Origin of the sequence: Mycobacterium mantenii (genome assembly GCF_010731775.1) — a bacterium.
Classification (GTDB): Bacteria; Actinomycetota; Actinomycetes; order Mycobacteriales; family Mycobacteriaceae; genus Mycobacterium; species Mycobacterium mantenii.
Window position 1 is genome coordinate 1,117,502 of the sequence record NZ_AP022590.1, and the last position, 26,626, is coordinate 1,144,127.

26 protein-coding genes and 2 pseudogenes are annotated in these 26,626 nt (G+C 68.3%); 16 read left to right on the forward strand and 12 right to left on the reverse strand.

Annotation, left to right across the window (positions count from 1 at the left end; translation table 11 throughout):
• Positions 1–6: 6 nt before the first annotated feature.
• From G6N50_RS05015 to G6N50_RS05040, 6 genes are all read right to left on the reverse strand, one after another.
• Positions 7–630 (reverse strand): Dabb family protein, encoded by a 624-nt coding sequence (locus tag G6N50_RS05015; protein ID WP_083095237.1) that lies wholly within the window; start codon positions 628–630, stop codon positions 7–9.
• On the reverse strand, positions 623–970 hold the full coding sequence (locus G6N50_RS05020; protein WP_083095236.1) for a hypothetical protein: 348 nt from the start codon (positions 968–970) through the stop codon (positions 623–625). The genes G6N50_RS05015 and G6N50_RS05020 overlap by 8 nt, the downstream gene beginning before the upstream one ends.
• A gap of 205 nt (positions 971–1,175) precedes the next feature.
• The gene (locus G6N50_RS05025) at positions 1,176–1,985 is read right to left on the reverse strand and encodes an IclR family transcriptional regulator (protein WP_083095235.1); all 810 of its coding nucleotides are present in this window, start codon (positions 1,983–1,985) and stop codon (positions 1,176–1,178) included.
• 208 nt (positions 1,986–2,193) lie between these two features.
• Positions 2,194–3,660, reverse strand: a complete 1,467-nt coding sequence (locus tag G6N50_RS05030) for an FAD-dependent oxidoreductase (protein WP_142275561.1) — start codon at positions 3,658–3,660, stop codon at positions 2,194–2,196.
• Entirely contained in the window at positions 3,657–4,565 is a 909-nt protein-coding gene (gene bphC, locus G6N50_RS05035; RefSeq protein WP_083095233.1) for a biphenyl-2,3-diol 1,2-dioxygenase, read from the reverse strand. Before bphC ends, G6N50_RS05030 begins: the two co-directional genes overlap by 4 nt.
• Before the next feature lie 16 nt (positions 4,566–4,581).
• Positions 4,582–5,766: an acyl-CoA dehydrogenase family protein gene (locus tag G6N50_RS05040; RefSeq protein WP_083095232.1), complete on the reverse strand. Its 1,185-nt coding sequence runs from the start codon at positions 5,764–5,766 to the stop codon at positions 4,582–4,584.
• 223 nt (positions 5,767–5,989) lie between these two features.
• Here G6N50_RS05040 and G6N50_RS05045 point away from each other — a divergent pair, with 223 nt between their 5' ends.
• The 4 genes from G6N50_RS05045 to G6N50_RS05060 are packed head-to-tail and all read left to right on the forward strand — an operon-like array spanning position 5,990 to position 9,759.
• Positions 5,990–7,615: a flavin-containing monooxygenase gene (locus G6N50_RS05045; RefSeq protein WP_083095231.1), complete on the forward strand. Its 1,626-nt coding sequence runs from the start codon at positions 5,990–5,992 to the stop codon at positions 7,613–7,615.
• A complete protein-coding gene (locus G6N50_RS05050) occupies positions 7,612–8,427 on the forward strand; it encodes a mycofactocin-coupled SDR family oxidoreductase (protein WP_083095230.1) in 816 nt (271 codons plus the stop codon). The genes G6N50_RS05045 and G6N50_RS05050 overlap by 4 nt, the downstream gene beginning before the upstream one ends.
• Positions 8,424–9,272, forward strand: coding sequence for a mycofactocin-coupled SDR family oxidoreductase (locus G6N50_RS05055; protein WP_083095229.1), 849 nt, complete (start codon positions 8,424–8,426; stop codon positions 9,270–9,272). The genes G6N50_RS05050 and G6N50_RS05055 overlap by 4 nt, the downstream gene beginning before the upstream one ends.
• Positions 9,273–9,282: 10 nt before the next feature.
• On the forward strand, positions 9,283–9,759 hold the full coding sequence (locus G6N50_RS05060) for a nuclear transport factor 2 family protein (protein ID WP_083095228.1): 477 nt from the start codon (positions 9,283–9,285) through the stop codon (positions 9,757–9,759).
• Between the two features lie 55 nt (positions 9,760–9,814).
• Here G6N50_RS05060 and G6N50_RS05065 read toward each other — a convergent pair whose 3' ends face one another.
• From G6N50_RS05065 to G6N50_RS05080, 4 genes are all read right to left on the reverse strand, one after another.
• Entirely contained in the window at positions 9,815–10,693 is an 879-nt protein-coding gene (locus G6N50_RS05065; RefSeq protein ID WP_083095227.1) for an alpha/beta fold hydrolase, read from the reverse strand.
• Between the two features lie 60 nt (positions 10,694–10,753).
• On the reverse strand, positions 10,754–12,148 hold the full coding sequence (locus G6N50_RS05070) for a WS/DGAT/MGAT family O-acyltransferase (RefSeq protein WP_083095226.1): 1,395 nt from the start codon (positions 12,146–12,148) through the stop codon (positions 10,754–10,756).
• Positions 12,149–12,245: 97 nt separating this feature from the next.
• A complete protein-coding gene (locus G6N50_RS05075; protein WP_142275560.1) occupies positions 12,246–12,593 on the reverse strand; it encodes a hypothetical protein in 348 nt (115 codons plus the stop codon).
• A 50-nt stretch (positions 12,594–12,643) separates the two neighbouring features.
• Positions 12,644–13,096 (reverse strand): nuclear transport factor 2 family protein, encoded by a 453-nt coding sequence (locus tag G6N50_RS05080; protein WP_083095287.1) that lies wholly within the window; start codon positions 13,094–13,096, stop codon positions 12,644–12,646.
• A gap of 322 nt (positions 13,097–13,418) precedes the next feature.
• Here G6N50_RS05080 and mbp1 point away from each other — a divergent pair, with 322 nt between their 5' ends.
• The 5 genes and pseudogenes from mbp1 to G6N50_RS05105 all read left to right on the forward strand — a co-directional run bounded on the left by mbp1 (position 13,419) and on the right by G6N50_RS05105 (position 16,784).
• Positions 13,419–13,652 carry a microaggregate-binding protein 1 gene (gene mbp1, locus G6N50_RS05085; protein WP_067836020.1) on the forward strand — a complete coding sequence of 78 codons (234 nt, stop codon included), beginning with the start codon at positions 13,419–13,421 and terminating at the stop codon, positions 13,650–13,652.
• A 95-nt stretch (positions 13,653–13,747) separates the two neighbouring features.
• A pseudogene (locus tag G6N50_RS29230) lies at positions 13,748–13,933 on the forward strand (PPOX class F420-dependent enzyme); the annotation flags it as partial.
• A pseudogene (locus G6N50_RS05095) lies at positions 13,843–15,045 on the forward strand (molybdopterin dinucleotide binding domain-containing protein); the annotation flags it as partial. The pseudogenes G6N50_RS29230 and G6N50_RS05095, both read left to right, overlap by 91 nt.
• Positions 15,046–15,243: 198 nt before the next feature.
• On the forward strand, positions 15,244–16,266 hold the full coding sequence (locus tag G6N50_RS05100) for a type III polyketide synthase (protein WP_179970095.1): 1,023 nt from the start codon (positions 15,244–15,246) through the stop codon (positions 16,264–16,266).
• Positions 16,267–16,280: 14 nt separating this feature from the next.
• Positions 16,281–16,784: an isoprenylcysteine carboxyl methyltransferase family protein gene (locus G6N50_RS05105; protein ID WP_083095285.1), complete on the forward strand. Its 504-nt coding sequence runs from the start codon at positions 16,281–16,283 to the stop codon at positions 16,782–16,784.
• An 11-nt stretch (positions 16,785–16,795) separates the two neighbouring features.
• Here G6N50_RS05105 and G6N50_RS05110 read toward each other — a convergent pair whose 3' ends face one another.
• Positions 16,796–17,641: an SDR family NAD(P)-dependent oxidoreductase gene (locus G6N50_RS05110; RefSeq protein WP_083095224.1), complete on the reverse strand. Its 846-nt coding sequence runs from the start codon at positions 17,639–17,641 to the stop codon at positions 16,796–16,798.
• A 206-nt stretch (positions 17,642–17,847) separates the two neighbouring features.
• Here G6N50_RS05110 and G6N50_RS05115 point away from each other — a divergent pair, with 206 nt between their 5' ends.
• Positions 17,848–18,891: an alpha/beta hydrolase gene (locus G6N50_RS05115; RefSeq protein ID WP_083095223.1), complete on the forward strand. Its 1,044-nt coding sequence runs from the start codon at positions 17,848–17,850 to the stop codon at positions 18,889–18,891.
• A gap of 163 nt (positions 18,892–19,054) precedes the next feature.
• A complete protein-coding gene (locus G6N50_RS05120; RefSeq protein WP_083095284.1) occupies positions 19,055–21,721 on the forward strand; it encodes an ATP-binding cassette domain-containing protein in 2,667 nt (888 codons plus the stop codon).
• An 11-nt stretch (positions 21,722–21,732) separates the two neighbouring features.
• On the opposite strand, the gene G6N50_RS05125 is transcribed toward G6N50_RS05120, so the two are convergent.
• A complete protein-coding gene (locus tag G6N50_RS05125; RefSeq protein WP_158086071.1) occupies positions 21,733–21,897 on the reverse strand; it encodes a hypothetical protein in 165 nt (54 codons plus the stop codon).
• Positions 21,898–22,141: 244 nt separating this feature from the next.
• Between G6N50_RS05125 and G6N50_RS05130 the strand changes: the two genes are divergently transcribed.
• From G6N50_RS05130 to G6N50_RS05150, 5 genes are read left to right on the forward strand one after another with little or no spacing between them, the layout of a single operon-like run.
• Entirely contained in the window at positions 22,142–23,332 is a 1,191-nt protein-coding gene (locus G6N50_RS05130; RefSeq protein WP_083095222.1) for an acyl-CoA dehydrogenase family protein, read from the forward strand.
• Positions 23,333–23,353: 21 nt separating this feature from the next.
• Complete coding sequence (locus G6N50_RS05135; RefSeq protein WP_083095221.1) at positions 23,354–24,472, forward strand: acyl-CoA dehydrogenase family protein; 1,119 nt, start codon at positions 23,354–23,356, stop codon at positions 24,470–24,472.
• Positions 24,469–24,969, forward strand: a complete 501-nt coding sequence (locus G6N50_RS05140) for a MaoC family dehydratase (RefSeq protein ID WP_083095220.1) — start codon at positions 24,469–24,471, stop codon at positions 24,967–24,969. The genes G6N50_RS05135 and G6N50_RS05140 overlap by 4 nt, the downstream gene beginning before the upstream one ends.
• A gap of 10 nt (positions 24,970–24,979) precedes the next feature.
• On the forward strand, positions 24,980–25,426 hold the full coding sequence (locus G6N50_RS05145) for a MaoC/PaaZ C-terminal domain-containing protein (protein ID WP_083095219.1): 447 nt from the start codon (positions 24,980–24,982) through the stop codon (positions 25,424–25,426).
• On the forward strand, positions 25,423–26,625 hold the full coding sequence (locus tag G6N50_RS05150; protein ID WP_083095218.1) for a thiolase family protein: 1,203 nt from the start codon (positions 25,423–25,425) through the stop codon (positions 26,623–26,625). Before G6N50_RS05145 ends, G6N50_RS05150 begins: the two co-directional genes overlap by 4 nt.
• Position 26,626 lies beyond the last annotated feature (1 nt).

A 26,626-nucleotide genomic window follows, 5' to 3' on the forward strand; every position in this document is an offset into this window, starting at 1 on the left:
CAGGATTCAGCTCAGCACCGGGTCGGTGATCGCACAGAAGCTGTGGCACACCGGATTCCGGATGATGACTTCGGGGCACTCGGGATCGAACCAGCGGTCCACAACGGCCCAGTGAATCGGGTGCATCAAGTACGCGCCCGTCAGCCCGTCGACGTCGGTGAATTCCTGCTCGAACACGTGGGTCCACCCCTGCGTCCCGACCGCTTGCTCGACACGGCTCAGCTGCCAGGCCGTGATCGTCTTGACATACCGCGGCATCAAACGCAGCTCATCTTCGAAGCGAGCGACGGTGTCGCAGTCGGTGCCGGGACGCACACAGAGCAACAGCGCGCGGTAGACGGTGCCGGTTGCGCCGGTACAGGAAGCCGCGCCTGAATAGCATGCGCCATTGATGGCGGTGATCGCGGGATCATTCAGCAGTGCCGCGAAATCGGGCTCAGCGGAACGCCATTGGCTTTCCGCCTCGAAGCGCAGGTGCACCAGGACATCGCCGCCGTTGCGTGCACCCGGTAGCGTTGGCTCGACGAGTCGGCGTTGCGCCGCGGTGCTTGCGGCGGCGGCGCGCACAGCGGCCAGCACACGGTCTCGATCCTGCTCGATGACGTCGAGCAGTTGGGTCACGCTATACATCGCAGAGCAGATCGACGTCGTTGGCCGCGGCGGCCACACTGCGCCCGCGCGTCTCGACGAGATCGCCGATGCCTTCCCACCATGGCCCGAGGGTGGGGTCCGGCCGGCCCTGCCACGTCATCTCCCACCACGCCTGCAGACTGGGCAGTGACCAGGTGACGGTCACGGTGTTGGATTGATCGTCGAACCAGATCGGCGGGCTGACCAGGATGTCACGCAGCGTCATACCTCGGTCGCGCGCGGCTGGGGCGTACTCGTTGAGGTAGGTGTCCACAAATTCCCTGGCACAACCGGGGCGCGTGATGACGCGGTCGACGACAAATATCTCACCGTTGGCCATATGCAAAGGGTATGGCGCTGTCTCGCGTTCGGAATGAGTAAGTCCCGTCCACTGGGAGGCGCCGTTCACCGGTTGGATATCCCGTTGACCGAGGGGATGAGCGCGGACACCGACTGGCATTTCACGCTACGGCGTCGGCCACCGGCTCAAGGTCAGTCGACAGCACAGCGGCTTCCGGCGTGTCGATTAGGAGGGGTACCGAGGCTCACGCGTACTGCAACACGGGGCGCAGCGGACGCAACGGCTGCAGGGTGGGCGCGACGCGGTGCGGGCCGTCCTCGGCGTGCCGCCAGATGCCCATCGCCGTCATCCGGAGCGGGGCGATCAACCGCTGATCGAACGTCATCCGGCTCATCGGACCGCACACCGACACGGCGGCTTTGACCTCCTGGCCCTCGCCGGGTTCGCCGATGGGCGCTGCGACACAACCGAATCCGGGCAGCGATTCCTCGCGCTCGAAGGCGACGCCGTGCGCGCGCACCCGGGACAATTCGACGGCGAGCTGCGCGCCGGTGGCGATCGAGTACCTGGTTTTGCGGACCGCCAGGTCCACCGGGGCATCCTCGTCGCGGTAGGCGAGGATCGCCTTTCCGACGGCGGTGCAGTGCGCGGGCTGTCGGCCGCCGACTCGGGTGGGTATCGGGGCCAGCGGTGAGGCGCCGACCTTGTCGAGGTAGAGCACGTCGGGTCCGTCGAGGACCGCGAGGTGCACGACCAGGCCCGTGGCGCGGTGCAGTTCGCGCAGCAGGGGACCGGCGGCGCGCACCAGGCGGTCCTGATGGACCGCGAGCGAGCCCAGCTCGACCAGGCGCATGCCCAGCTCGTAGTCACGGCCGCTGCGGCGCAGCCAGCGCAGCTGCACCAGGCGCTCGAGCATCCGGTGCGCAGACGAGCGCGGCAGGCCGGTGCGCCGGACGATCTGGGCCAGCGTGAGCCGCCCGGGCCCGTCGAATGCGTCGAGGACCAGCGAGATGCGGTCGATGACCGCGGTGGGGGTTTCGACAGGCGCCGACATGCGTCCTCCTGGCTGGCATATTCCTAATAGGAATATCTGTTTACCATACCGCTGTGGCCACTGTCACACGACGCGCGTGAATTGAAGCCGCCGGACGAAATACCTCGAGCGCGCGAGCGTAAGCACACTGCGAATCCTGGGTGGATTTGTCGCAGTGTGCTTTCCCCCGCAAGGGGAGGTGCCCCCAGCTCGCGGCGTCGGAACGAGATCAGCCCTTCGCGGCAGAGCGCCCCGCGCGGCGGCCGTAGAAGCTGCCGTCACCCAGCGAGACGCCGCTGGCATAACCCCAGGCGGCCAGGCCGGCGGTGCACCGGCCGGCGGCGAACAGCCCCGGAATGGGCGCACCGCTGACGTGCAGCACCTCAGCGTCCAGCGTGGTGGCCAGCCCGCCCAGGGTGAACCCGCCGGTGTTCTCGCGCAGGTCGACCGCGCCGACTGGGGAGCCGATCGGCTTGATCCACTCCGGCTTCTTGTGCAGCAGCGGATCCTCGCCGCGCGCGGCGCCCTCGTTGTAGGCGGCCACCGTCGCCTGCAGCGACCCGGGCGGCAGCCCCATGTCGCGCTCCAGGTCGGCGACGGTGTCGGCCACCCAGGTCGCCGGGCGCAGCATGAACTTCGGCGACCAGGAAGCCATCGCCGCCTCCTGCGCGTCGCCGTCGATGATCAGGTAGGCGACGTTGTCCTGCTGGTAGAGGGTGAGCTGCCCGATCCGGCCCGGATAGGTGTCCTCGGCGACGTAGCGCTGACCGCGGCCGTTGACCAGGATGCCGCGCACCAGCTGCTGCGGGTCGATGAAGATCGCGACCTCGGTGGCGTCCATGTGCGCCAGGTCGGCGCCCAGCGCCTGGGCCATCCGGATCGCCTGCCCGTCGTGCTGCTCGATCGACGCGGCCGGCCGCCCGGCGATCCGCGGCGCGAAGCGCGCCACCATCGAGTCGTTGTAGGCGAAGCTGCCGGTCGCCAGGACCACCCCGGAACGCGCCCGAATGCTCATCTCGGTGCCGTACTTTCGGGCGCGGATCCCCACCACCCGGCCGTCGGATTCGGTGATCAGCCGTTGCACCCGCACGTCGTACAGGGCCCGCGCGCCGGCCATGGTCGCGGTCTCCACCAGCGGCTTCATCAGCATGTAGCCGGCGCTCGCTTCGCCCTGCTTCTTGTTCTGCATCTGCGGGACGTGGCCGCGCGGCGCGGGGGAGGCAATGGTGTTGAACGGGAACGAGTTCTCGCCACCGCTGTACATCAACCCCTGGTCGCCCATCGGCTCCCAGCCGGGCTCGGAGAAGAACTCCGCCTTGAACGGCACGCCGCACCCGACCAGCCATTCGAAGTGCGCGACGCTGCCGGCGCAGTAATCGGCGATCCGCTGCTCGTCGGCGCCGGGCCCCATCGCGACGTTGAGGAACGCCGCCATGTTGTCGACGGAATCGGTGAAACCACATGCCTTTTGGATGGGCGTGCCGCCGCCGAGATAGATGAAGCCGCCGGCCATCGCCGCTGCCCCACCCCAGGACCCGGTGCGTTCCAGCACCAGGACCTCGGCGCCGGACGCGGCCGCTTCGACCGCCGCGGCCGCACCGGCGACGCCGTAGCCGGCGATGACGACGTCGGCCTCGTCATCCCACGAGGTGATCGAGGACGCCGCGACCGGCGTCACGTCCGATTCGGGAGTCACAGCCGCATGGCCGCGGGCATTTCGCCGACCCACTGGTGGCCCCAGTAGCTGTCGGCGGTGATTTCCTCTGCGGTGTAGTAGGTTTCGTCGACCCGCATCCCCTCGGTGCCGAATTCGATATCCCAGTCACCGGGTGCGCGGACGTAGAACGAGACCATCTTGTCGTTGGTGTGCCGCCCGAGGGTGGACGACAGCTGGAATCCCTCGGCGTTGACCCGGTCCAGGGCTTGGCCCACGGCGTCCAGGGTGTCGACCTCCACCATGATGTGGACCAGGCGCGGGTCGCGCTGGTGTGCGGCCGGGACGATCGCCAGGCTGTGGTGGCGTTCGTTGATGCCGAGGAACCGAACCCGCACGGGCCCAAACTCTTTGGGCAGCGGCACCCGGAACGCGCCGCGGGCGCGGAACCCCAGCACTTCGGTGTAGAAGTCGAACAGGCCGTTGGGATCGGTGGCCGGCACCACCACATGGCCCATGCCCTGATCGCCGGTGACGAACTTCGCGCCGAACGGAGTGATGACCGGACTGTGGTCGAGCACCGCGCCGTGGAACACCTCGAGCGTGGTGCCGGCGGGATCGGAGAAGGTGATCACCTCTTCGACGCGGCGGGCCTCGGCCTCGTCGGGGGACAGCTGTTTGTACGCCACGCCCGCCCCGTCGAGCGCGGCCTGCACTCGCTGCAGGGCCGGGTGGTCGCGTACTTCCCAGCCGACGGTCAGCACCCGGTCGGTGTCACCGGGCACCACGATGAGCCGGGCCGCCCGCTCGTCCATCCGCAGATACAGGGCGGACGGGTCGGGGCCCTTCCCTTCGGCGAAACCGAGGACGCCGAACGCGAATTGCCGCCAGCGGTCGATGTCGTTGGTCGAAATCGTGATGTAGCCCAGGCTTCTCAGGTCCGTCATCGTTGTGTTCTCCTGCTCAGATCAACGCCCGCAGCGGACCCTCGGGCGGCTCGACGCCCAGCGAACTCAGCGCCGCCGCGTGATAGGTGGTGCCGGGCACATGGATCGCATGCATCTGCCCGACGTGCACGTCGCGCCAATACCGTTGCAGTGGCTTGTCCATTCGTGCCGCGTTGCCGCCCGAGCGGGCGAAGATCTCGTCGACCGCCGAGACCGCGCGCCACACCGCGCGAACCTGGGTGCGGCGTCCGGCGGCGCGGTCGGCGAATGACACCTCCTTGCCGGCCGCGACCATGTCGTAGATGCGGTCGGCGTTGGCCAGCAGCTCCTGGCGGGCGGCGTTGATGTCGGCGGCGGCCTCGCCGATCGCGTGCATGACGTAGGGGTCGTCCTTGATCGCGGTTCCGGTGGCCCCGACCCGCTCGCGCTGGTAGTCCAGATGGGCGGCCAGCGCGCCCTCGGCGATGCCGATGGTGGCCGCCGAGATGCCCAGCGGGAACATCGTCGACCACGGCATCAGGTACAGCGGCTCGGTCATGCCGGCCTCGCGCTGCGCGGTGCCGTCCATCACCTTCGTGGCGTCCATGGTCCGGTAGGCCGGGACGAACGCGTCGGAGACGATGACGTCCTTGGAGCCGGTTCCGCGCAGCCCCACCACATTCCACGAGTCCTCGACGATCTGGTAGTCCTTGCGCGGCAGGATCATGTGCAGCATCTGCGGCGGCATCAACGGGATGCCCTTGTCGTCGCCGAGCATGGCGCCCAGGATGATCCAGTCGCAGTGGTCGGTGCCCGAGCTGAACTGCCAGCGGCCATTGAACAGGTAGCCGCCGTCGACGGGTTTGGCCACCCCCTGCGGCGCATACGGGGAGGCCATCCAGGTATCGACGTCGTCGGCCCAGATCTCGGCGGCCACCCTGGGATCGGCGTAGGCCAGTTGGTAGGGGTGCACGCCCACCACGCCGACGATCCAGCCGGCCGCCGGATCCAGCGCCGCGGTGGCCATCGTCGTCTCGGCGAACTCGCGGGGATGGACCTCGAAGCCCTGGTACTGCTTGGTCTGCAGCAGCCGGATCAGGCCGGCGCCCTTCATCAGCTTGACGGTGTCGTCGGTGAGCCGGCCGATGCGTTCGGCTTCCGCGGCCTGGTCGCGTAACTGGTCGGCCATCGCCACCACCCGGTCGAGTACCCGGTCGCTCATATCGTTGTCCTTACGTCTGTGGGCCTAGTAATGGTCTACCGCAGTTCCGGGCCGTCCCAAAGGAAATCCCGATGAGCGGACACCCCGCCGTCGAATTTCGACGTGAACAACCGGCCGGCGGACGCCCGGCGGGGGATGAATCAGCCGGGAAAACTCGCCCGAACCGTCCGGTGACCGGGAGGGCACGCGGATCGCGCCGGCGAAGGCCCTACGGTGACTGCTTGTGAACGATGCCGGTCCACAGTCCCTGGATGTCGTCGTGGTCGGCGCGGGGTTCGCCGGCCTGTACGCCCTGCACAAGCTGCGCGGCCGGGGCCTGTCGGTGCGGGTGCTGGAAGCCGCGCCCGAGCTGGGCGGCACCTGGTACCACAACCGGTATCCGGGGGCCCGCTGTGACGTCGAGAGTGTCGACTACTGCTACTCGTTCTCCGACGAACTCCAGCAGGAATGGAACTGGACCGAGAAGTACGCGACCCAGGCCGAGATCCTGGCGTACCTGAACTGGGTCGCGGACAAGCTCGACCTGCGCCGCGACATCGCGCTCCGCACCCGGGTGGTCTCGGCGGAACTCGACGAGACGACGCTGCGCTGGACGGTCACCACCGATGCGGGGCAGAGGCTTTCGGCGCGGTTCTGTGTGATGGCAACCGGGCCGCTGTCGGCCGCGCTCACCCCGGACTTCCCCGGCCTGGACACCTTTGCCGGCGAGATCTACCACACCGCACACTGGCCGCACGAGCCCGTCGACTTCACCGGAAAACGGGTGGCGGTCATCGGGACCGGGTCCTCGGGCATTCAATCGATTCCGATCATCGCCGAGCGCGCGACCCACCTCTACGTCTTCCAACGCACCCCCAATTACAGTGTCCCGGCGGGTAACACGCCGTTGTCCGCCGATGAGCTCGGCGAGATCAAGGCGGGTTACCCGCGGCGGCGTGCGCTGTCGTGGCGCAGCGCCGGCGGCTCGCCGCACATCACCGCCCCCAAGCCGACGATGCAGTTCACCGCCGAGGAACGCCGCGCGGCATTCGAAAAGCGTTGGCAGCTGGGGGGCGTGCTGTTCTCCAAGACCTTCCCCGACCAGATGACCGACCTGGAGGCCAACGAAGAGGCCCGCACGTTCTACGAGCAGAAGGTGCGGGCCGTCATCGACGATCCGGCCCTGGCCGACCTACTGATTCCCACCGACCATCCGATCGGTACCAAGCGAATCTGCACCGACACCAACTACTTTCAGACCTTCAACCGCGCCAACGTGTCACTCATCAGCGTCCGAACCACCCCGATCGAATCCGTCGACGCCGCCGGAATCAACACCGTCGGGATCGATAAGACCACAGCCCACTACGACATCGATATGATCGTGCTGGCAACGGGTTTCGACGCGATGACCGGCGCGCTTGGCAACATCGATATCATCGGACGCCGCGGCGCCGCCCTGCGTGACGATTGGGCACACGGGCCCCGCACGTATCTGGGGCTGGGCGTCGACGGCTTCCCCAACCTGTTCTTGATCTCAGGCCCAGGATCACCCGCCGTGTTGGCGAACATGGTGCTGCACGCCGAGGCCCAGGTGAACTGGATCGCCGAGGCCATCGCCTTCCTCGACGATCACGGTTACGCCGCGCTGGAAGCCCGCGTGGACAGCGTGGACGGGTGGGGCGCCGAATGCGCCCGCCGAGCCGAAGCGACGCTGTTCACCAAGGCGAACTCCTGGTACATGGGCGCGAACGTGCCCGGCAAGCCGCGCGGCTTCATGCTGTTCACCGGGGGCTTCGCCACGTACAACGACATCTGCGCCGAGGTCGCCGCCGCCGGCTACCGGGGCTTCGATCTAATCGAACGATGACGGGATTGCTGAACAAGGTCGTCGTGGTCACCGGTGCGGCCAAGGGGACCGGGCGGGTGCACTGTGAGCGCTTCGCCGATGAAGGAGCCGACGTGATCGCACTCGACGCCGACACCGCGGCCGACGAGTTACGGGCCACGGCAAGGGGAGTCGAGGTCCGCGGCCGGCGGTGCGCGACCGGCCTGGCCGACGTCAGCGACCTCGCGGCGATGACGGCCGCCGTCGACGCAGGGGTGGCCGAGCTGGGTCGGCTCGACGTCGTCGTGGCGAACGCCGGCGTCCACCTGCCCGGCGCGCCCTCGTGGGAACTCGACCCCCAGGTCTGGCAGCGCACGCTCGACATCAACCTCACCGGCGTCTGGCACACCGTCCGCGCGAGCGTGCCGCACATGTTTGATGGGGAAGGCGACCAGGGCGGCTCGGTCGTCATCATCAGCTCCACCAGCGGTCTTCGTGGCCTGCCCAACACGGCGCACTACACCGCCAGCAAGCACGCGGTGGTGGGACTGGCGCGCACGCTGGCCAACGAGCTCGGCCCGCGCGGCATCCGGGTCAACACCGTGCACCCCGGGCCGGTGGCCACCCCGATGGTGCTCAACGAGGCCACCTTTCGGCGGCTGCGGCCGGACCTGGACAATCCGACGGCCGCCGATGCGGCCGAGGTGCTGCAGGCCCGGAACCTGCTTCCGGTGCCGTGGGTCGAGCCCGTCGACATCGCCAACGCCGTGTTGTTCCTGGCCTCCGACGCGGCCCGCTACATCACCGGCACCCAGCTCGTCGTCGACGCCGGCCTCACCCAGAAGACGACATGACCGGGCGGCTGGCCGGCGGGCGACTAAGACACAAGGTCGCCCTGATCACCGGTGCGGCGCGGGGGATCGGTCGCGCGCAGGCGGTGCGGTTCGCGCAGGAGGGTGCCGACATCGTGGCGCTCGACGTGTGCGGCCCGGTCGACACGGTGATCATCCCGCACAGCACCCCGGCCGACCTCGACACCACCGCGTCGCTGGTGGGTGCGGCGGGCGGGCGGGTGCACACCGAAATCGTCGATGTCCGTGACCTTTCCGGTGTGCAGGCCGCCACCGATCGCGCTGTCGAGCGGTTCGGCGGCCTGGACGCGGTCTGCGCGACGGCCGGAATCACCTCCCGCGGCATGGCGGTCGACCTGGACGAAAACGCCTGGCGCACCATGCTCGACGTCAACCTCACCGGGGTGTGGCACACCTGCCGCGCGACCGCGCCGCACCTGATCGCGCGCGGGGTCGGGTCGATGACCCTGACGAGCTCCATCGCGGGCCTGCGCGGGCTGGTCGGCGTTGCGCATTACACCGCCGCCAAGCACGGTGTGATCGGCGTGATGCGCAGCCTCGCCAATGAGCTTGCGCCGCATAATGTCCGGGTCAACTGCATCAGCCCCACCAACGTCGACACGCCCATGATCCACAACGACGTCGTCAGCACCGCCTTTCGGCCCGACCTGGACCGTCCGCCCACGCGCGCCGAGTTCGCCGAGGCGGCCCGCTCGATGAACATGCTTGCGGTGCCGTGGGTGGACGCGGTGGACGTGGCCAATGCCGCGCTGTTCCTGGCCTCCGACGAGGCGCGCTACATCACCGCGATCGTCCTGCCCGTCGACGCCGGAGCCACCCAACGATGAGGAGAACCCCATGACCGACATCGACGAGCTGCTGGCCCGGGTGCGCCGGCTCGAGGACGAACGCGACATCGCCCGGTTGATCGCCTCATACGGTCCCGCGGTCGACGCCGGCGACGCCGACGCCGCCGCGAGTCTCTGGGCCACCGATGGCGTGTACGACGTGGACGGCTGGCGCATGGAGGGCCGCGCCGACGTGCACGCGATGATCAGCTCGCAGGCCCACCAGAAGCTGGTGGCCAAGGGCTGCTCGCACTTCCTCGGGCCGTGTGTCGTCACGGTCGACGGTGACGCGGCGGTGGCGGTGTGCGAATCGCTGGTGCTCGTCCGCGACGGCGACGGCTATCGGGTGTGGCGGGCCACCGCACACCATTTCGTGTTGCGGCGGATCGACGGTGACTGGCGGATCGCCACCCGCACCAGCCGGGTACTGGACGGTAACCCCGACGCGCACGCTCTGCTCACGAAAGGCCTTGCGGGAGAGGGCTGATCCTGATGGCGGGACCCGCTTCGCCCGGCTACGCCGCGCTCGCGATCGCCGCTACCTATCGCGAAAGGAACGCCAGCACCGTGCTTTCGAACGCCTCCTTGGCCTCGATCATCGCCCAGTGACCCGAGTTGGGGAAAATGTGCAGCTCCGCGTTGGGGATGGTGCGCATCGGGATCAGCGCCATATCCGGCGGACTCACCCTGTCGTCGCGGCCCCACGTCAGCAGGGTGGGCGCGGTGAGCTTGTGCATGGTCGCCCACGGCAGCGGCCGGTCGGAGGCGTTCAGCGCGGCGTTCATCCCGGCGAACGCCGCCTTGCCGTACATGCGTCGCGCCGCAGCCAGGGTGTCGGGGTCGGTGGCCAACTCCCAGCGTTCCTCGATCAGCTGATCGGTGACCAGCGCCTGGTCGTAGACCATTGATTTGAGCCAGTCGACCAGCCGTTGCCGCGTAGGGTCCTCGACGAACTCCTGCAGCAGCCGAATCCCCTCGCTGGGACTGGGACTGAAGATATTCGTGCCGATGCCGCCGATGGTCACCAGCCGACCGACGCGGTCCGGATTGTGGGTGGCGAAGTTGATGCCGACGCCGCCGCCCATCGAGTTGCCGACGATGTGCACCCGCTCGACACCGAGCGCGTCCAGGAAGGGCGACACAGTGCCGAACGCGGTCACCATCGGATGGCCGCCGAAGTCGTCGCTCACGCCGAAACCGGGAAATTCCAGGATCAGGCACCGATAGCGGGCGGCGAAGGCGGGCAGCACCCCGCGGAAGTTGCGCCAGCCGGTGACACCGGGGCCGGACCCGTGCAGAAACAGCAGCACCGGACCGGACTCCGGGCCGCCGCTGTCGTAGTAGCGCAAAACGCCCTTTTCGGTGCCGATTTCACGCAGGTCTTGCGCTGCGATGGTCGTCGGTTCAGAAGTGTCCGCCACGGCTGTCACCCTGCCATGCCGAGACGGCGAGGGTGGACGGGGTTCCGCTGACCGGGCCGCTCAGATCCGGTCGTCGGCGGGCTCGGCGCAATTCAACAGCTCTTTGAGCGCCGCGGGGAACCCGTCGGCAAGGCCCCAGAGATCCGGAACCAGGTCGGGGCATGAAATGATCCCGACGCCGAGCCTGCCGTTGAGCGACATCATTGTGATGTTCAGCGCGGCGCCGGCGATGATCGGGCCGAGCGGATACATCGCGTCGAGCCGGCACCCCAGGAAGTAGAGCTGGTCCTGAGGGCCGGCCACGTTGGACATCACCAGGTTGTGTGGCGGTCTGTCGGGCAGGGGGATGCGAGGCAGCAGCTTGATGGCGGCGCCGAACAGGGTCTGTCCGGCCACCTGCGTCCAGTCGTGCAGCAGGCTCGGGCCCATCGCGGCGACGTGGTCCTTGGCCGCGGCGTTTCCGGCGGCAATGCTGGCCAGCCGCTCGACCGGGTCGTCGATGTGGGTTTCGAGCCGGCAGAGCATCCAGGTCATCTGGTTGCGGCCCGGCCGGCTGGACTTGCCACGGACCGACACCGGCACGCTGGCGACCAACGGGATGCCCGACAGCGCGTCGCGGTCCTGGAAGAACTGCCGCAGCGCCCCGGCGCACAGCCCGGTCACGACGTCGTTGACGGTCACCCCGAACCGGCGTTTGACCTTTTTCACGTCCTCGAGGTCCACGCTGGTCAAGGCGATGTTGCGGCGCCGGGTGAACGGCCCGTTGAACGCCGTCGGCGGCGCCGCGAACGGGGCGGCCATGGTGTGCCCACCGCCGCGGGCGCGCAGTAGCGTTGCCGCCAGCGTCAGCGCCGTCGCCGGCACGACCTTGGCCAGGCGCCACGGCCGCAGCGCCGCGCCGATCAGCCCGCTGGCCGCGATCTGCAGCGGATGTGCCGCTCCGCTGCGCTCGGCCGGTTCCGGTGCCGGGGCGTCGGGTGCGACGCTGCACAACTGCGCGAGCAGGTTGGCCCCGCCCACGCCGTCGACCACCGCGTGGTGGGCCTTGAGGACGACGGACAAGCCGTCGGTGCCGTGCAGACCTTCGATCACCCACATTTCCCACAGCGGACGATCCCGGTCCAGCGCCAGTCCGGCGATGTGGCCGCAGATGTCCGCTAATTCTTTCGGGCCGCCGGGCGAGGGCAGCGCGACGCGATGAAGGTGGCGCGCCAGATCGAACCGGTCGTCGTCCACCCACACCGGATGGTCGAAGTTGAGTTGGTTGTCGGCCAGCTTGAGGCGGAATTCGGGCACCGAATCCACCCGCGCCCCCAGCGCCTCACGGAAGCGATCGAAGCTGTAGCCCCCCGGCATCGTCATCGGGTCCAGCTCCAGGACACAGCAAATATTCAAGGGCTGCGTCGGTGATTCCAGGTATAAGAAGAACGCGTCTAACCCACTGAGTCGTTGCATAATTGCTCGTCTCTTTTTCGCGGCCATGACCGCTGGTCACGTGACCGGCGGTCATCCCGGAGCTCCTGAGGGGACGCACGATCGGGGCGGCCGCAACTTATTTGGTGTGACTCTTACCTGTAGCCGTTGCGGGGCGTTCGGCAAACATCGTGCCGGTACATTTAACGAAATCGCTACTCCGCGGACGCATGGCGCGGCCAGTTAGGCGCGGGTGGACCGCCGGCCGCGAGCAGCCGGTCCACGAGCTGATCGCCGATGCGCTGAAGTGCTCGATCGAGGCCGCGTCCAGGACCAAGACGATCATCACCAGGCCGCCGGCGATGACGGGCGCGCGGGTCAGCGCACCGGCCAGCAGCAGCGCCTCGATGGTCAGCCGAACCAGCAGATACGCCACCACTCGATCGGTGTCAGCAGCGGCCGTAGTCGGCGCCTCCCCGGCGCTCACAGTGAAATACCCGCGTGGGCAATAGGTTTGGTGCGCTCGCCGCACCGCGATCACTGTCCTGCGGTGGGCCGGCGGGCCATGGCCGAATCGGGCGCCGCCCAGTCAATCGAGACCTTGCGGTGCTTGATCAGCCAGCTGTCACCCTCGGGTACCAGGACGTCGCGGTAGCGGCCGGAGTGGTCGAGCCCGATGTGGGTGACCACGGTGAAGTAGGAGTCGACCCGGGCCTGCCCGGGTGTCACCTCGGTGAACAACACGTTCGCGACGTTATGGCGCACAATCGGTTTGACCGCGGCCTCGGCGGCGACCTTTCCCGTGACACCGTCCAGGAAGGCCGCGATCTCCGAACGCCCGCGCAAGGGCTCGAAATCCCGAATTTCGAGGATGCCGTCGACGCAGAACGTCGCCGCAAGGCCGTCGAGCCGGCCCGCGTCGCCGGACCAGTTGTAGCTCGCCAAGGTATCCCGGATTCGCTCGCGGGCAACCAATTCCCACATTTCCACCGTCACGACTCCTCGCCCCGCCGCCGACTCCTCGGTCCACCAGGGTAAGCGCTTTCGGCGCCGTCGCGGTGATGAGGCGGCGGGGTAGGCATCGCAGTCGCCGCAGGGTCGTCAATTATGTTCGACGGCAAAGCAATTTCGGGCCGCAGGCTGACCAGAGCGAACGTGGGCCCGCTGCGTGGGCCGCCGGTAAGCTCGGGCCGGCGGCTCGGGACTGTGGCGCAGGCTACTCGCCGGTCACGTTTCGTGAATGCGCCGGTTGGGCATAGAAGGGGGGCGAGCGCACGACACGGGCGTCGTGCGCCACACGGAGGGAGAACGCATGTCGGACAAGAGTGGTCCCGAGGAAGCCATCGAGGGCATCGTCGAGGGAGTCAAGGGCAAGGTCAAGGAAGTCGCCGGCGCGGTTGCCGGCCGCGATGACCTGATGCGAGAGGGCAAGGCTCAGCAGGACAAGGCCGACGCGCAACGAGAGGCGGCCCAGAAAGAGGCCGAGGCCGAAAGCGCCCGCAAGGCCGCCGACATCAACGAGGCTCGCCAGAAAGCCGAACAGTAACGGCAGTCGATGGTGGCCCGGTCACAGGCGTGGCCGGGCCACCGCCATCTCGGCGACCGGAGAATGAATCGCCGCCCGCGGCTGTCGAACAACACATGAGACTGAACGACGCCGCGCGCGAGCTCATCGGAAAGGGTGCGGACGCGACCCTGGTCACCATAAATCCGGACGGCAGCCCCCAGGTCAGCGTGGTCTGGGTGGCGTTGCGGTCGACGCCCGGCGGGGACGAACTGGTCAGCGCCCACCTTTCCGAACACAAGAAGGTCAGGCGCCGGTGTCCTGCATGGCCGAGGAGATTGCCACGCCGGGCGACGGCCAGCTCAAGGCGCTGATCACGGTCGCGGGCAACCCGGTGTTGTCCACCCCGCCGGCGACAAGCTCGACGAAGTGCTGCCGATGCTGGAAGCGATGATCTCCGTTGACCTTTGGCTCAATGAGACGACGCGGCACGCGGACGTGATCCTGCCCGGCCTGTCGCCGCTAGAGCAGCCGCACCACGACGATCTGATCCTGCTCTTCGCGATCCACAGCATCGCGAATTATTCGGCCCCGGTGTTCGATCCGGGCGATCGCCCGCACGAATGGGAGATCCTGATCCGGTTGACCGGCCTGTGCACCGGCACCCCCGCCAAGGACGTGGAGTCGCGGCGATCGACGACGGCTTCTTCGACTACCTGGCCTTCACCCGCGAGCTCGACGGCGCGCAGATCCGCAAGCTCTACGACCACGGCGGACCCGAGCGAATGCTCTACCTCACGTTGCGGACCGGACCGTTCGGCGACCAGTACGGCAAGAACCCGGGCGGGCTCACCCTGGACATGCTCAAGTCCAACCCCAACGGCATCGACTTCGGTCCGATGGTGCCGCAACTGCCCGACATCCTCGCCACGTCCGACAAGAAGATCCGGCTCGCCCCGCAATACCTACTCGACGACCTGCCCCGGCTGGCCGCGCGCATGGAGCGTCCGGCCGAGCCGCTCGTCCTGGTGAGCCGCCGGCACCTGCGCTCGAACAACACCTGGCTGCACAACGTTCCGGCGCTGATGAAGGGAAAGGACCGGTGCACGTTGCTGATTCACCCCGACGGCGCGGTCCGGTGCGGCATCGCCGACGGCGACATCGTGACGGTGAAGTCGGAAGCAGGCGAGATCAAAGTTCCCGTCGAGGTCACCGAGTCCATCAGGCCCGGCGTGGTCTCGATGCCCCATGGCTGGGGGGACATGGCAAGCCGGGCACCCGCATGTCGGTGGCCAACAACTCGCCCGGCGCGAACACCAATGTGCTGTCCCCGCCAATGTTTCTCGACGAGCCATCCGGCAACATGGTGCTCAACGGCATCCCGGTCACGATCATCGACGATCAGGCCCGATTCCGCCCGGCGCACAAACTCTAAAGTCCCATGAGCCTTTATCCCCTCCTGCAAGTTAACGCCAAGCGCCAGTCTGTGGTTCATCTCACCCCGGCGCTCTTTCGGTGAACCCTTTACGGGGTGGCGGTCGTCGGCATAGGCATGACTGCAACAAGGTATTCCCCATTCCCGCATCGGGCAGCGGGCCGCGGGTGCGGCGCGCCGCGGATCGCAGGTACCGCGGTGGCTTTCACGCCGCACCGCTATAACCAGGACGATGTCGCACGCGAACTCACCGGGTTCACCGATCCGGGTTTCTTACGTTTCGCGCAGACCGCGGGCGTCGACCAGCGCAGCCTCGCGCTGCCGCTGTCGCGTTACCCGACGCTGAGTGGCTTCACCGAAGCCAACGACGCCTACCTCGAGGTGGCCGTCGATCTCGGTGAGCGGGCGATCAATTCGGCACTGGCGACCGCCGGCGTGGCACCGCGCGACGTCGACACCATCGTGATGGTGTCCAGCACCGGAATCGCCGTGCCCACCATCGATGCGCGGCTGATGACGCGAATCGGGTTGCGGCCCGACGTCAAACGTGTCCCGCTGTTCGGGCTCGGCTGCGTGGCCGGCGCCGCCGGAATGGCGCGCGTCCACGACTACCTGCACGGGTATCCCGGGCACGTGGCCGTGCTGCTGTCGGTCGAGCTGTGCTCGCTGACGCTGCAGCGTGATGACACCTCGATCCCCGCGCTCATCGGGGTGTCGCTGTTCGGCGACGGTGCCGCCGCCGTCGTCGCGGTCGGGGCGGACCGAATCCCTGTGTCGGACAGCGCGACTGGTCCAGGCATACTGGCGACCCGCAGCCGCGTCGTCCCGGAGACCGTCGACGTGATGGGCTGGAACGTCGGTTCGAGCGGATTTCAGCTTGTGATGTCGCGCGACGTCCCGAAGATGGCCGACGAGTACCTGCGCGCCGAGGTCGACGCATTCCTGGCCGTGAACGGGCTTTCCACCGCCGACATTTCGACGTGGGTCTGCCACCCCGGCGGCCCGAAGGTCCTCGACTCGATCGACAACGCGCTCGGTCTGCCTGCCGAAGCCCTGCGACACAGCCGAAACTCGATGCGCGATAACGGAAACATGTCTTCGGCGTCGGTGCTGGACGTGCTGCGCCGCACGGTCGCCGAGCCCCCGGGCGAGGGCGCCTTCGGTGTGATGCTCGCGATGGGGCCGGGTTTCTGCTTCGAGCTGCTACTGCTGCAATGGTGACGGGGAACGGTGCCATGTACTACTACCTGTTCGTTCTCGCCGTCGGCGCCGAACGCCTCGTCGAGTTGGCTGTCGCCCAGCGCAACGCCAGATGGTCAATGACACACGGGGGCAAGGAATTCGGGCGTGATCACTATCCGGCGATGGTCAGCATGCATGCACTGCTTCTGGTTTCGTGCATCGTCGAGACCTGGAGCCTGGGTCGGCCGTTCATCGGATGGCTGGGCTGGCCGATGCTGGGCATCGTGCTGCTCAGCACCGTCGTCCGCTGGCGCTGCGTAAGCGTGCTCGGCAAGCATTGGAACCCGAGGCTGATCGTGATCCCGGGCGCACCGTTGGTGCGGCAGGGGCCGTACCGCTGGGTCCGGCACCCCAACTACCTCGCGGTGGCGGCCGAGGTGGCGGCGTTGCCGCTGGTGCATTCGGCGTGGTTGACCGCGATCGTGTTCAGTACCGCCAACGCGCTGGTGCTCACCGTACGCATCCGCGCGGAGAACGCCGCGCTGGGCTATACATGATCAGAGCCTGATCAGGGGGCGCTGGGCCGATTGGTCCACTGCCGGTCGGGCCGGCGCGCCGAACGGAACCACCCGCCGGCCGCGCCGGTGCCGCCGTCGGTGGGGATAACGTGGCCGGTCACGAACGCCGAGAGGTCCGAGGCCAAAAACAGGATGACCCTGGCCTGATCCTCGGGCAGGCCCATCCGCCCGACCGGGACCCACTGCGGCCACTGCGCTTGCTCCTCGTCCGAAAGCCATTGCGAATAGGGCACTTGCAGGGACTCGGTGACGTCCGGTGCGATCGCGTTGACCCGGACCCCGTCGTTGCCCACCTGGACCGCGAGGCTGCGGGTGAACGCGATGACGGCGGCTTTGAACGCGGCATACACCGGGTCCTCCGGATAGCCCCGCAGCCCCTCGACCGACGAGACGTTCACGATCGCGCCGGCGTGGCGCTCAACCATGGCCGGCAGGAACGCGTGGGTGAGCAGGAAGACGTGGTGCAGGTTGATCCGATACAGGTCGTCCCACAGCTGCGGATCGGTGTCGACGAAGTTGCCGGGATGGCGCAGCCAGTGGCCCACATTGTTGACCAGCACGTCGACCCTGCCAAACCGGTCCAGGACGGTCCGCGCCAGGTTGGTCACGTGCTCGGGGTTCCGGACGTCGCCGATGACCGCCAGGGCCGACCCACCGGATTCGGTGATCGAGGTGGCGGTCGCATCGGCGAGGCCGGCGTCGATGTCGGCGATGACCACATCTGCGCCGTGGTCGGCGAACAGCCGTGCGGTCGCGGCGCCGATTCCTCCTGCGCCGCCCGTGACGACCGCGACCCGGCCGGTCAGCAGCGGATCAGCCCGCCCAGCGTGTGTCATCGTTCATATCTTGGGCCATTCGGAGACCTCGGCTACAGCCGGTCCAGCCCGACGGCGCCCGCGCGGAGACCGCGAGACAGAGGACGAGTGATACCCATCTCTATGGTCGGTAAACAGTGACGTACCCAACATCCGCCGGATGACTTTTTGCAGTTAACCATCCGCGGCGGCGGGTACCCGCCCCCCACTTAGGAGGTTGAAACCCAATGGTGAGTGCAGCCGAACCGACACATATATTGCCGAGCGCGACGACGACGAGGCGCGTTCATCGCCGCCACAGCCCGCAGTCGGTGGCCGTGGGGCTTGCCAGCCGGTTGATCGTGAAGAACGCGATCCGCGCGTGGTCCATGACGCCGAACCTGCATTGGCCGCTCGAGCACGTCGACGGTGTCGTGGGATTGGTCCCGCGTTTCGGATCCGCGGCGACAATTGAAGCGCTGCGCTTGGACAACTGTGCCGCCGAGTGGGTTCGCGCCCCCGGCGTGTCGGGGGAGCGCGCGATTCTGTACTTGCACGGCGGCGCATTCCTGACTTGTGGCCTGAACACCCACCGTTCCATGGTTACCCGCCTGTCGAAGGAAGCCGATGCCGCCATCCTCGCCGTCGCGTACCGAAAGCTGCCCAAACATCAGATCACCGATGCCATCGACGACGGGATCAGCGGCCTGCGCTGGCTGCAGGATCGTGGCTACGAGGGCGACCGGGTCGTCGTGGCCGGGGATTCCGCCGGGGGATACCTGGCGTTCATGACCACGCTCTTGGCGATCCAGGACGGAATCATGGAGCCCGCCGGCGTCGCGACCGTCTCGCCGTTCACCGATGCCGACCCGGTGCGGAAACTCAAGCACCGCAACGCCCGCAAGTGCTCGATGTTCACCCGCCGGGCTTTCTCGCGGTTCGCCCAATTCCTCAGTAACGCACAGGTTGTGGAGGGCGAGGGCGACTCCACGGTCGCTTCTCCGGTGGACGCCGACCTGTCGTCGTTGCCGCCGGTCACCATTCACGCCAGCTCCGACGAGTTGCTGCTCGCCGATGCCGAGCTGATGGCGAAGCGCTTGGAGGCCAGCGGAATTCACTGCGATCTTCACCTGTGGGACGGACAGATCCACGACTTCCCTTTGGCCGCAGACATTTTGCCCGAGGGCAGGCGCGCCATCAAATACCTCGGGGACTTCATCAAGGACGTCACCGCCGCTCGCGCCAAGGTCCCCAGCGTCACCGGCCTGCGCAACGCCGCGGTGGCCGGTTGAAGGCTGCGGAAGTCGTTGCACCGCAAGCAGGTTCGCTGACGTTCGCCGCTCTGTCCCAACCGCGCCATGCCTCGCGGCCCGCGCCCGCGGGAGATCGCGCGAAACGGTGCCCGACGAAGAACTGGGCGGATAAGTCGCGCCGCTGCCGTTACAGTTGGTGCTGATGACCTCACCTGCCCCGCCTGCGCTGACCGTGCGGTACGACGGAGCCGAACGCACCTTCGCGCCGGGCAACGACGTAGTGATCGGGCGCGACCTGCGCGCCGACCTGCGCGTCGCCCACCCGTTGATCTCCCGCAGCCACCTGATCGTGCGGTATGACCAGGGGCGATGGATCGCCGTCGACAACGGCAGCCTCAACGGCCTCTATCTGCACAATCGCCGCGTCCCGGCCGTCGACATCCAGGACGGCCTGCGGGTCAACATGGGCAATCCGGACGGCCCGGCGCTCACGTTCGAGGTCGGCCGCCATCAGGGTTCGGCCGGGCGGCCCCCGCTGACGACGTCGATACCGATCGTCAGCAACCCCAGCGAACCGCTGTCGCGGGCGCCGCAGAGCGCGCCGTTCGGCGCGCCGCCTCCCGGGCAGCCCCAGCAGCCGGCGTCGGCATCGTTCCGCCACCCCGTCCATCCGCCCACCGCCGGGCAACCCAGCCAGCCGGCCGGCGGGCCCACGCCGAGCTATCCGTCGGGACCTCAGCCGCGATACCCGACCGGCGGCCTCCCGAGCGCGCCGCCCAGCGGAGTCCAGCCCGCGCCGCAGATATACCGGTCGACGTCGATGCACGCGGCGCCACCGACCACCGCTGCGCCGGCGGCGTCCCAGGCGGGCCGCATCGGCGGCGACTCGTCGATCCTCGCGACGTCGATGATGAAGATCCTGCGGCCGGGCAAGGCCGGGCCGGACGTGCCGGGTGCGATCAAGATCGGGCGCGCCAACGACAACGACATCGTCATCCCCGAGGTGCTGGCGTCGCGTCACCACGCCACCCTGGTCCCGACGCCCACCGGCACCGAGATCCACGACAACCGCAGTATCAACGGCACCTTCGTCAACGGCGTGCGGGTCGATTCGGCCGTGCTGCACGACGGCGATGTCGTCACGATCGGCAACATCGACCTGGTCTTCCACGGCGGCAACCTGGCCCGCCGCGACCAGGCCGCGACCGCCACGCGCAGCGGTGGCCTCGACGTGCGGGGGGTGACCTGGACGATCGAGGGCAACAAATCGCTGCTGGACAACATCTCGCTGACCGCGCTTCCCGGCACGCTGACGGCGATCATCGGGCCGTCCGGCGCCGGCAAGTCGACCTTCGCCCGCTTGATCGCCGGGTACACGCACCCGACGACCGGAACGGTGTCGTTCGAGGGCCACAACGTCCACGCCGAATACGCGTCGCTGCGCAGCAGGATCGGGATGGTGCCGCAGGACGACGTGGTGCACGGCCAGCTGACCGTGCAGCAGGCGCTGATGTACGCCGCGGAACTGCGGCTGCCGCCGGACACCACGAAGGACGACCGCGCCCAGGTGGTGGCCCGGGTACTTGAAGAACTCGAGATGACCCAGCACCTGCACACCCGGGTCGACAAGCTGTCCGGCGGTCAGCGCAAGCGCGCGTCGGTGGCGCTGGAGTTGCTCACCGGGCCGTCGCTGCTGATCCTCGACGAGCCGACCTCCGGCCTGGACCCGGCGCTGGACCGGCAGGTGATGACCATGCTGCGGCAGCTGGCCGACGCCGGTCGGGTGGTGCTGGTGGTCACCCACTCGCTGACCTACCTGGACGTCTGCGACCAGGTGTTACTGCTGGCCCCCGGCGGCAAGACGGCGTTCTCCGGGCCGCCCAGCCAGATCGGGCCGGCCATGGGCACCACCAACTGGGCCGACATCTTCAGCACCGTCGCCAATGACCCCGACGGGTCCCGCGCGCGCTACCTGGCCCGCACGGGTCCGCCGCCCGCTCCGCCGCCCGCCGAGAAACCCGCCGAGCTGGGCGATCCCGCACACACCAGCCTGCTCCGGCAGTTCTCCACGATCGCCCGGCGCCAGATGCGACTGATCGTCTCGGACCGCGGCTACTTCGTCTTCCTGGCGCTCCTGCCGTTCATCATGGGTTCGCTGTCCATGTCGGTGCCCGGCGACGTCGGCTTCGGCATCCCGAACCCGATGGGCGCCGCGCCCAACGAGCCCGGGCAGATCCTGGTGCTGCTGAACGTCGGCGCGGTGTTCATGGGGACCGCCCTGACCATCCGCGACCTCATCGGCGAGCGCGCCATCTTCCTGCGCGAACAGGCGGTCGGCCTGTCCACGTCGGCCTATCTGTTGGCCAAGGTCTGCGTGTACACGGTCTTCGCGATCGTCCAGTCGGCGATCGTCAGCATCATCGCGGTGCTTGGCAAGGGCGCCCCCACGCAGGGGGCCGTGGCGCTGGGCAAGCCGGCCCTGGAGCTGTTCGCCGACGTCGCGCTGACGTGTGTCGCGTCGGCCATGCTCGGCCTGGCCCTGTCGGCCGTCGCGAAGTCCAACGAGCAGATCATGCCGCTGCTGGTGGTGGCGGTCATGTCGCAGCTGGTGTTCTCCGGCGGGATGATTCCGGTCACCGCGCGCATCGGGCTCGACCAGATGTCGTGGGCCACACCGGCGCGGTGGGGATTCGCGGCGTCGGCGTCGACGGCCGACCTGACCAAGTTGGTGCCCGGCCCGCTGACCCCGAAGGATGCGCACTGGCGGCACACGCCGGCGACGTGGTGGTTCGACGTCGGCATGCTGTTCGTCATCAGCGCCGTCTACCTGGGTTTCGTGCGCTGGAAGATCCGCCTCAGGAGCGGCTGAGGGCGGGACCGTCAGGCGCGCCTGCGGACCATCTCCTCGGCGGCGGCACGCATGCGGTCCGACAGCTGCAGCAGATCGTGCTCGCCCACGCCCAGCGGCAACGTGTACGCCAGTTGCCGCAATTCGACGGCGTAGTTGCGCAAATCTTCGCGGAGGCGCATCTCAATAGTTGGCATGACTTCTCCCTCGGGCTGGGCAGAATGCCTGGTCCGCGTCGACCGGCCGATCTGAGAATTTTCGCAGCTGGCGCGGATAACCGCGATAGCGTCCACGTGAATTAACGGGAGTTTGACAGCGTATTTACAGTCAGCGCCGTCGGCGGCGAGCGTGCCGCAACCGCGGAATTCCCTGCGCCATCACGCCGTCGCGTTACGCTGACGCTGCTCGGTGAAAAGCATGCAGAAAGGCACAGGCGCCGGAATGGATTTCGAACTCGACGCCGGGCAGCGCGCCTGGCTCACCGAGGTTCGTGAATTCCTGCACGACAACGTCACCCCGGAAGTGCGCGCCGAGCTCGCCGAGCACGACTTGGAATTCCCCGGTGGCGAGGTTGCCCGGTTTCGGCGCAAGATCGGGGCCAAGGGCTGGTTCGGGCTGAACTGGCCGCGCGAGTATGGCGGGCTTGCCGGCGAACGGGGCCTCGGCGCCATTCACCTGCATCTGCTGATGAGCGAATTCGAATACTGGGGCGTGCCGGGACCCGACCTGACCGTGACGTCGGTGGCGCCGATGATCATGCGGCACGGCACCGGGCGCAACAAGACCGAATGGCTGCCCCTGATCGCCAGGGGCGAAATGATCTGCGCGGTCGGCTATTCCGAACCCGATGCGGGAACCGACCTGGCCAGCCTGCGGACCAGTGCCCTTCGTGACGGCGAAGAATGGGTGATCAACGGCACCAAGATCTGGAACAGCGGCGCCCAGCGCGCGACGCACGAATGGCTCTGCGTCCGTACCGATCCGGCCGCAGCCCGGCATCGCGGCATCTCGGTGATCATCGTGCCGATCGACAGCCCGGGCGTCGAAATCCGCCCGCTGTACGCCTGGTCGGGCTATCGCACCAACGAGGTGCACTTCCGTGACGTGCGGGTACCGGTCACCAATCTGGTCGGCGAGGTCAACCGCGGCTGGACCTACATCACCGGTGCGCTCGACCTGGAACGCGGTGCGCTGACGAACGCCGGGGACCTGCGCCGCGCCGTCGAGGAATTGCACGAGCTGGCGCGCCGGCCGCGGCGCGACGGGACCGTGCCCGCCGACGATCCGTCGCTGCGCCGTCGGCTGGCGCAGGCCGAGGCCGACGTCGCGGTGGCCGTTCTGATGGGCTACGAGGCGGCGTCGATCCTCGACAGTGGCGTCATACCCACCGTCGAGGTCAGCGTCGAAAAGGTGTTCACCAGCGAGCTGCGCCAGCGCATCGCCGACCTGGCGCTCGATCTCCTCGGCCCGGACGGCCTGCTGGCGCATCGCAGCGAACGGGCCCCGCTGGCCGGCAAGTTCGAGCGGCTCTACCGGACCGCCCCGCTGATGCGCTTCGGCGGCGGGACCAACGAGGTGCTGCGCGACATCATCGCCCAGCGCGGGCACGGAATGCCGTCCTATGGACGCTGACGGGAGCCTCGCGCAGCGCCTATGAAGACGATCCCCACCGCCGAACAGCGCGAGTTCGCCTCGGCGTTACGCGCCCTGCTGGCCGCCGAGAACCCGATCGGTCTGGTCCGCGCCCTCGACGAACCCGGCGCGGACCGCGGCACCCCGTCGCTGTGGAAGGCGCTGGCCGACGTGGGCGTCTTCGGCCTGGCCATCACCGAGGAGTACGGCGGGGCCGGCGGCTCCCTCGACGACCTCGCCGTCTTCTACACCGAGGCCGGCCGCGCACTATGCCCGACGACGGTGCACAGCAGCGTTCAGGCCGCGCTGGCCATCGACCAGCTCGGCTCCCCGGACCTCAAGTCCCGCTGGCTGCCGGCGCTCGCGTCCGGGAGCGCCCGGGCCACCACCGCGCTCTGGAACGCCCGCGACGCCGCCCTCGTCGCCCCGGTGCTTCGCGCCGATCTCGCCGGGGACAACTGGCGGCTCACCGGAACCGCGGACTACGTCCTGGACGCCGACGTCGCCGATCTCATCGTGGTGGCGGCCGTGGCGACCGGGCGGCCCAAGGTCTTCGTCGTCGACGTCCGCGGTGTCAACGTGGAACCGCTCGACATGGCCGGTGGGCTCCGCGCATTCACCGTCGGCTTCGATGACGTCACGGCCGACGCGGCGTTCGACGGGGTGACCGCGACCGCGCTGCGCCGGCTGGCCAACACCGCGGTGGCGCTGTGGTCACTCGACCTGGTCGGCGTCGGCCAGGCGGTGCTGGAGCGCACCGTCGACTACACCAAGCTGCGTCATCAATTCGGCCGGCCCATCGCGTCGTTTCAGGCGGCCCAGCACCTGATCGCCAACATGCACATCGCCGTGGCGGCGGCGCGATTGGCCGCGCACGCGGCGGTGTTCTGGCTGGGACGCGGCCGCGTCGCGAGCAAGGAGACGGCGATCGCGCGCATGCACGCGGCCACCGCGGCCCGGCTGATCACGCTGGACGCCCACCAATTGCACGGCGGCATGGGCTATGTCACCGAGACCGACCTGCACCTATGGAGCGAGCGGGCACGGCTCGGCTCCACATTCGGCGGCGGGGCCGACGTCGCCGCCGCCTGGCTGGAGCAGACCATGGACGACGAGGCAGCCGAAGGGGAGCGCCGTTGAGCGAGGACAGTTTGATCGACCCGGAATCGGCGTCGCGAGTGGGCACGGTCGCCGCGTCGGCGACCGGTGAGGTGAACCGGCGCGATTGGCAACGCTGGGCCGCGGCGGTCGGTGACCACAACCCGCTGTATTTCGACGCGGATTACGCCCGGGCCAATGGATATCGCGACGTCATCTGCCCGCCGCTGTTTCTGCAGTACGCGATACTCGGCGTGTCGCCGCTCGAGTCGCTGCGTCCCGACGGATCGTCGGGTGCGGTCTCCGGCAGTCTGGCGTTCCCCCGCGCCCCCAAGCGGATGGCCGGCGGGGAGAGCTTCACGTTTCACCTGCCCGCCTATCACCGTGACGAGATCGAGATGGTCCGCACCATCGAGTCGATCGTCGAAAAGCAGGGCCGCTCCGGCAAATTCGTCCTCGTCACCTGGCACACGGTATACCGCAACCAGCATCGCGACCTGTTGGCCGAAGCGTCGACGTCGATGATCGCCCGCCCCTAGGAAGAGTGTCATGACCGATCCGCAGCTGTGCTATGAAGACGTCGCGGTGGGCGAGCACCTCCCCATGCTGACCCTCACCGTCGACGAGACCCAGATGTTCTTCTTCAGCGCCGCCACCTACAACGGCCACCGCATTCACTACGACAAAGAGTGGGCCCGCGACACCGAGGGATACGACAACGTCCTGGTGCACGGCCCGCTGCAGGCGGCGCTGCTGGCCCGCGCCCTCGGGGACTGGATCGGCGGGCGCGGGCGACTGGTGTCCTTCTCGGTGCAGAACCGGGCGGTCGCGTATCCCGGCGAACCGCTCAGCTTCGGCGGCGAGATCACAGGTAAACGCTTGACCGACAAGGGAACCGGGCTGGTCGACCTCATCATCGCCGGGCGTCGCGACGACACGATACTGATGCCGGGAATGGCGACGGTCGAGCTGCCGTTGCGGGGAGACCGGCCGTGACCGGGCTGCGCGGCGAGGCGGCCATCGTCGGGATCGCGGAGTTGCCCGCCGAACGGCGTCTCACCCGTGCGCCGCTGTTCACCCTCGACCAGTACGCGGCGCTGGCGAAGCTGGTGATCGAGGACGCCGGGGTCGATCCCGGCCGTGTCAACGGCCTGCTGACCCACGGCATTGCCGAATCGGCCATGTTCGCGCCGGCCACGCTGTGCGAATACCTGGGTCTTGCACTGGATTTCGGTGAGCGCGTGGACCTCGGCGGGGCCACCTCCGCCGGAATGATCTGGCGGGCCGCGGCGGCCGTCGAACTCGGTATCTGCGACGCGGCGCTGGCCGTGGTGCCCGGGTCGGCGTCCCTGCCCCAGTCACAGCGGCGACCCGCGCCCGACCCGAATTGGTATGGGGCGTCGTCGAACAACTACGGCTCGCCGCAGGCCGAATTCGAGATTCCCTACGGCAACGTCGGCCAGAACGCGCCCTACGCCCAGATCGCCCAGCGATACGCGGCGGAATTCGGTTACGACCCCGCCGCGGTCGCCAAAATCGCCGTGGATCAACGGACCAACGCGTGCGCGCACCCCGGCGCGGTGTTTCACGGCACCCCCATCACGGTTAACGACGTGCTCGAGAGCCCAATGATCGCCGACCCGATCCACATGCTGGAGACGGTGATGCGCGTGCACGGGGGAGTGGGCGTGTTGATCGCCAACGCCGACATCGCCCGCCGCGGCCGCCACCGCCCGGTGTGGATCAAGGGTTTCGGCGAACACATCGCCTTCAAGACCCCCACCTATGCCGAGGACCTGTTGTCCACCCCGATCGCGCGCGCCGCCGACCGGGCCTTCGCGATGGCCGGGCTGAGCCGGTCCGACGTCGACGTCGCGTCGATCTACGACTGCTACACCATCACGGTGCTGATGAGTCTGGAGGACGCCGGGTTCTGCGCGAAAGGCGAAGGCATGCCGTGGATCAAGGAACACGACCTGACCTATCGCGGCGACTTCCCGCTCAACACCGCCGGCGGCCAGCTGTCCTTTGGGCAGGCCGGCATGGCGGGCGGCATGCATCATGTGGTCGACGGTGCACGCCAGATCATGGGCCGGGCCGGCGACGCGCAGGTGCCCGACTGCCACACCGCGTTCGTGACCGGCAACGGCGGCATCATGAGCGAGCAGGTCGCGCTGCTGATGCGGGGGGATTAGC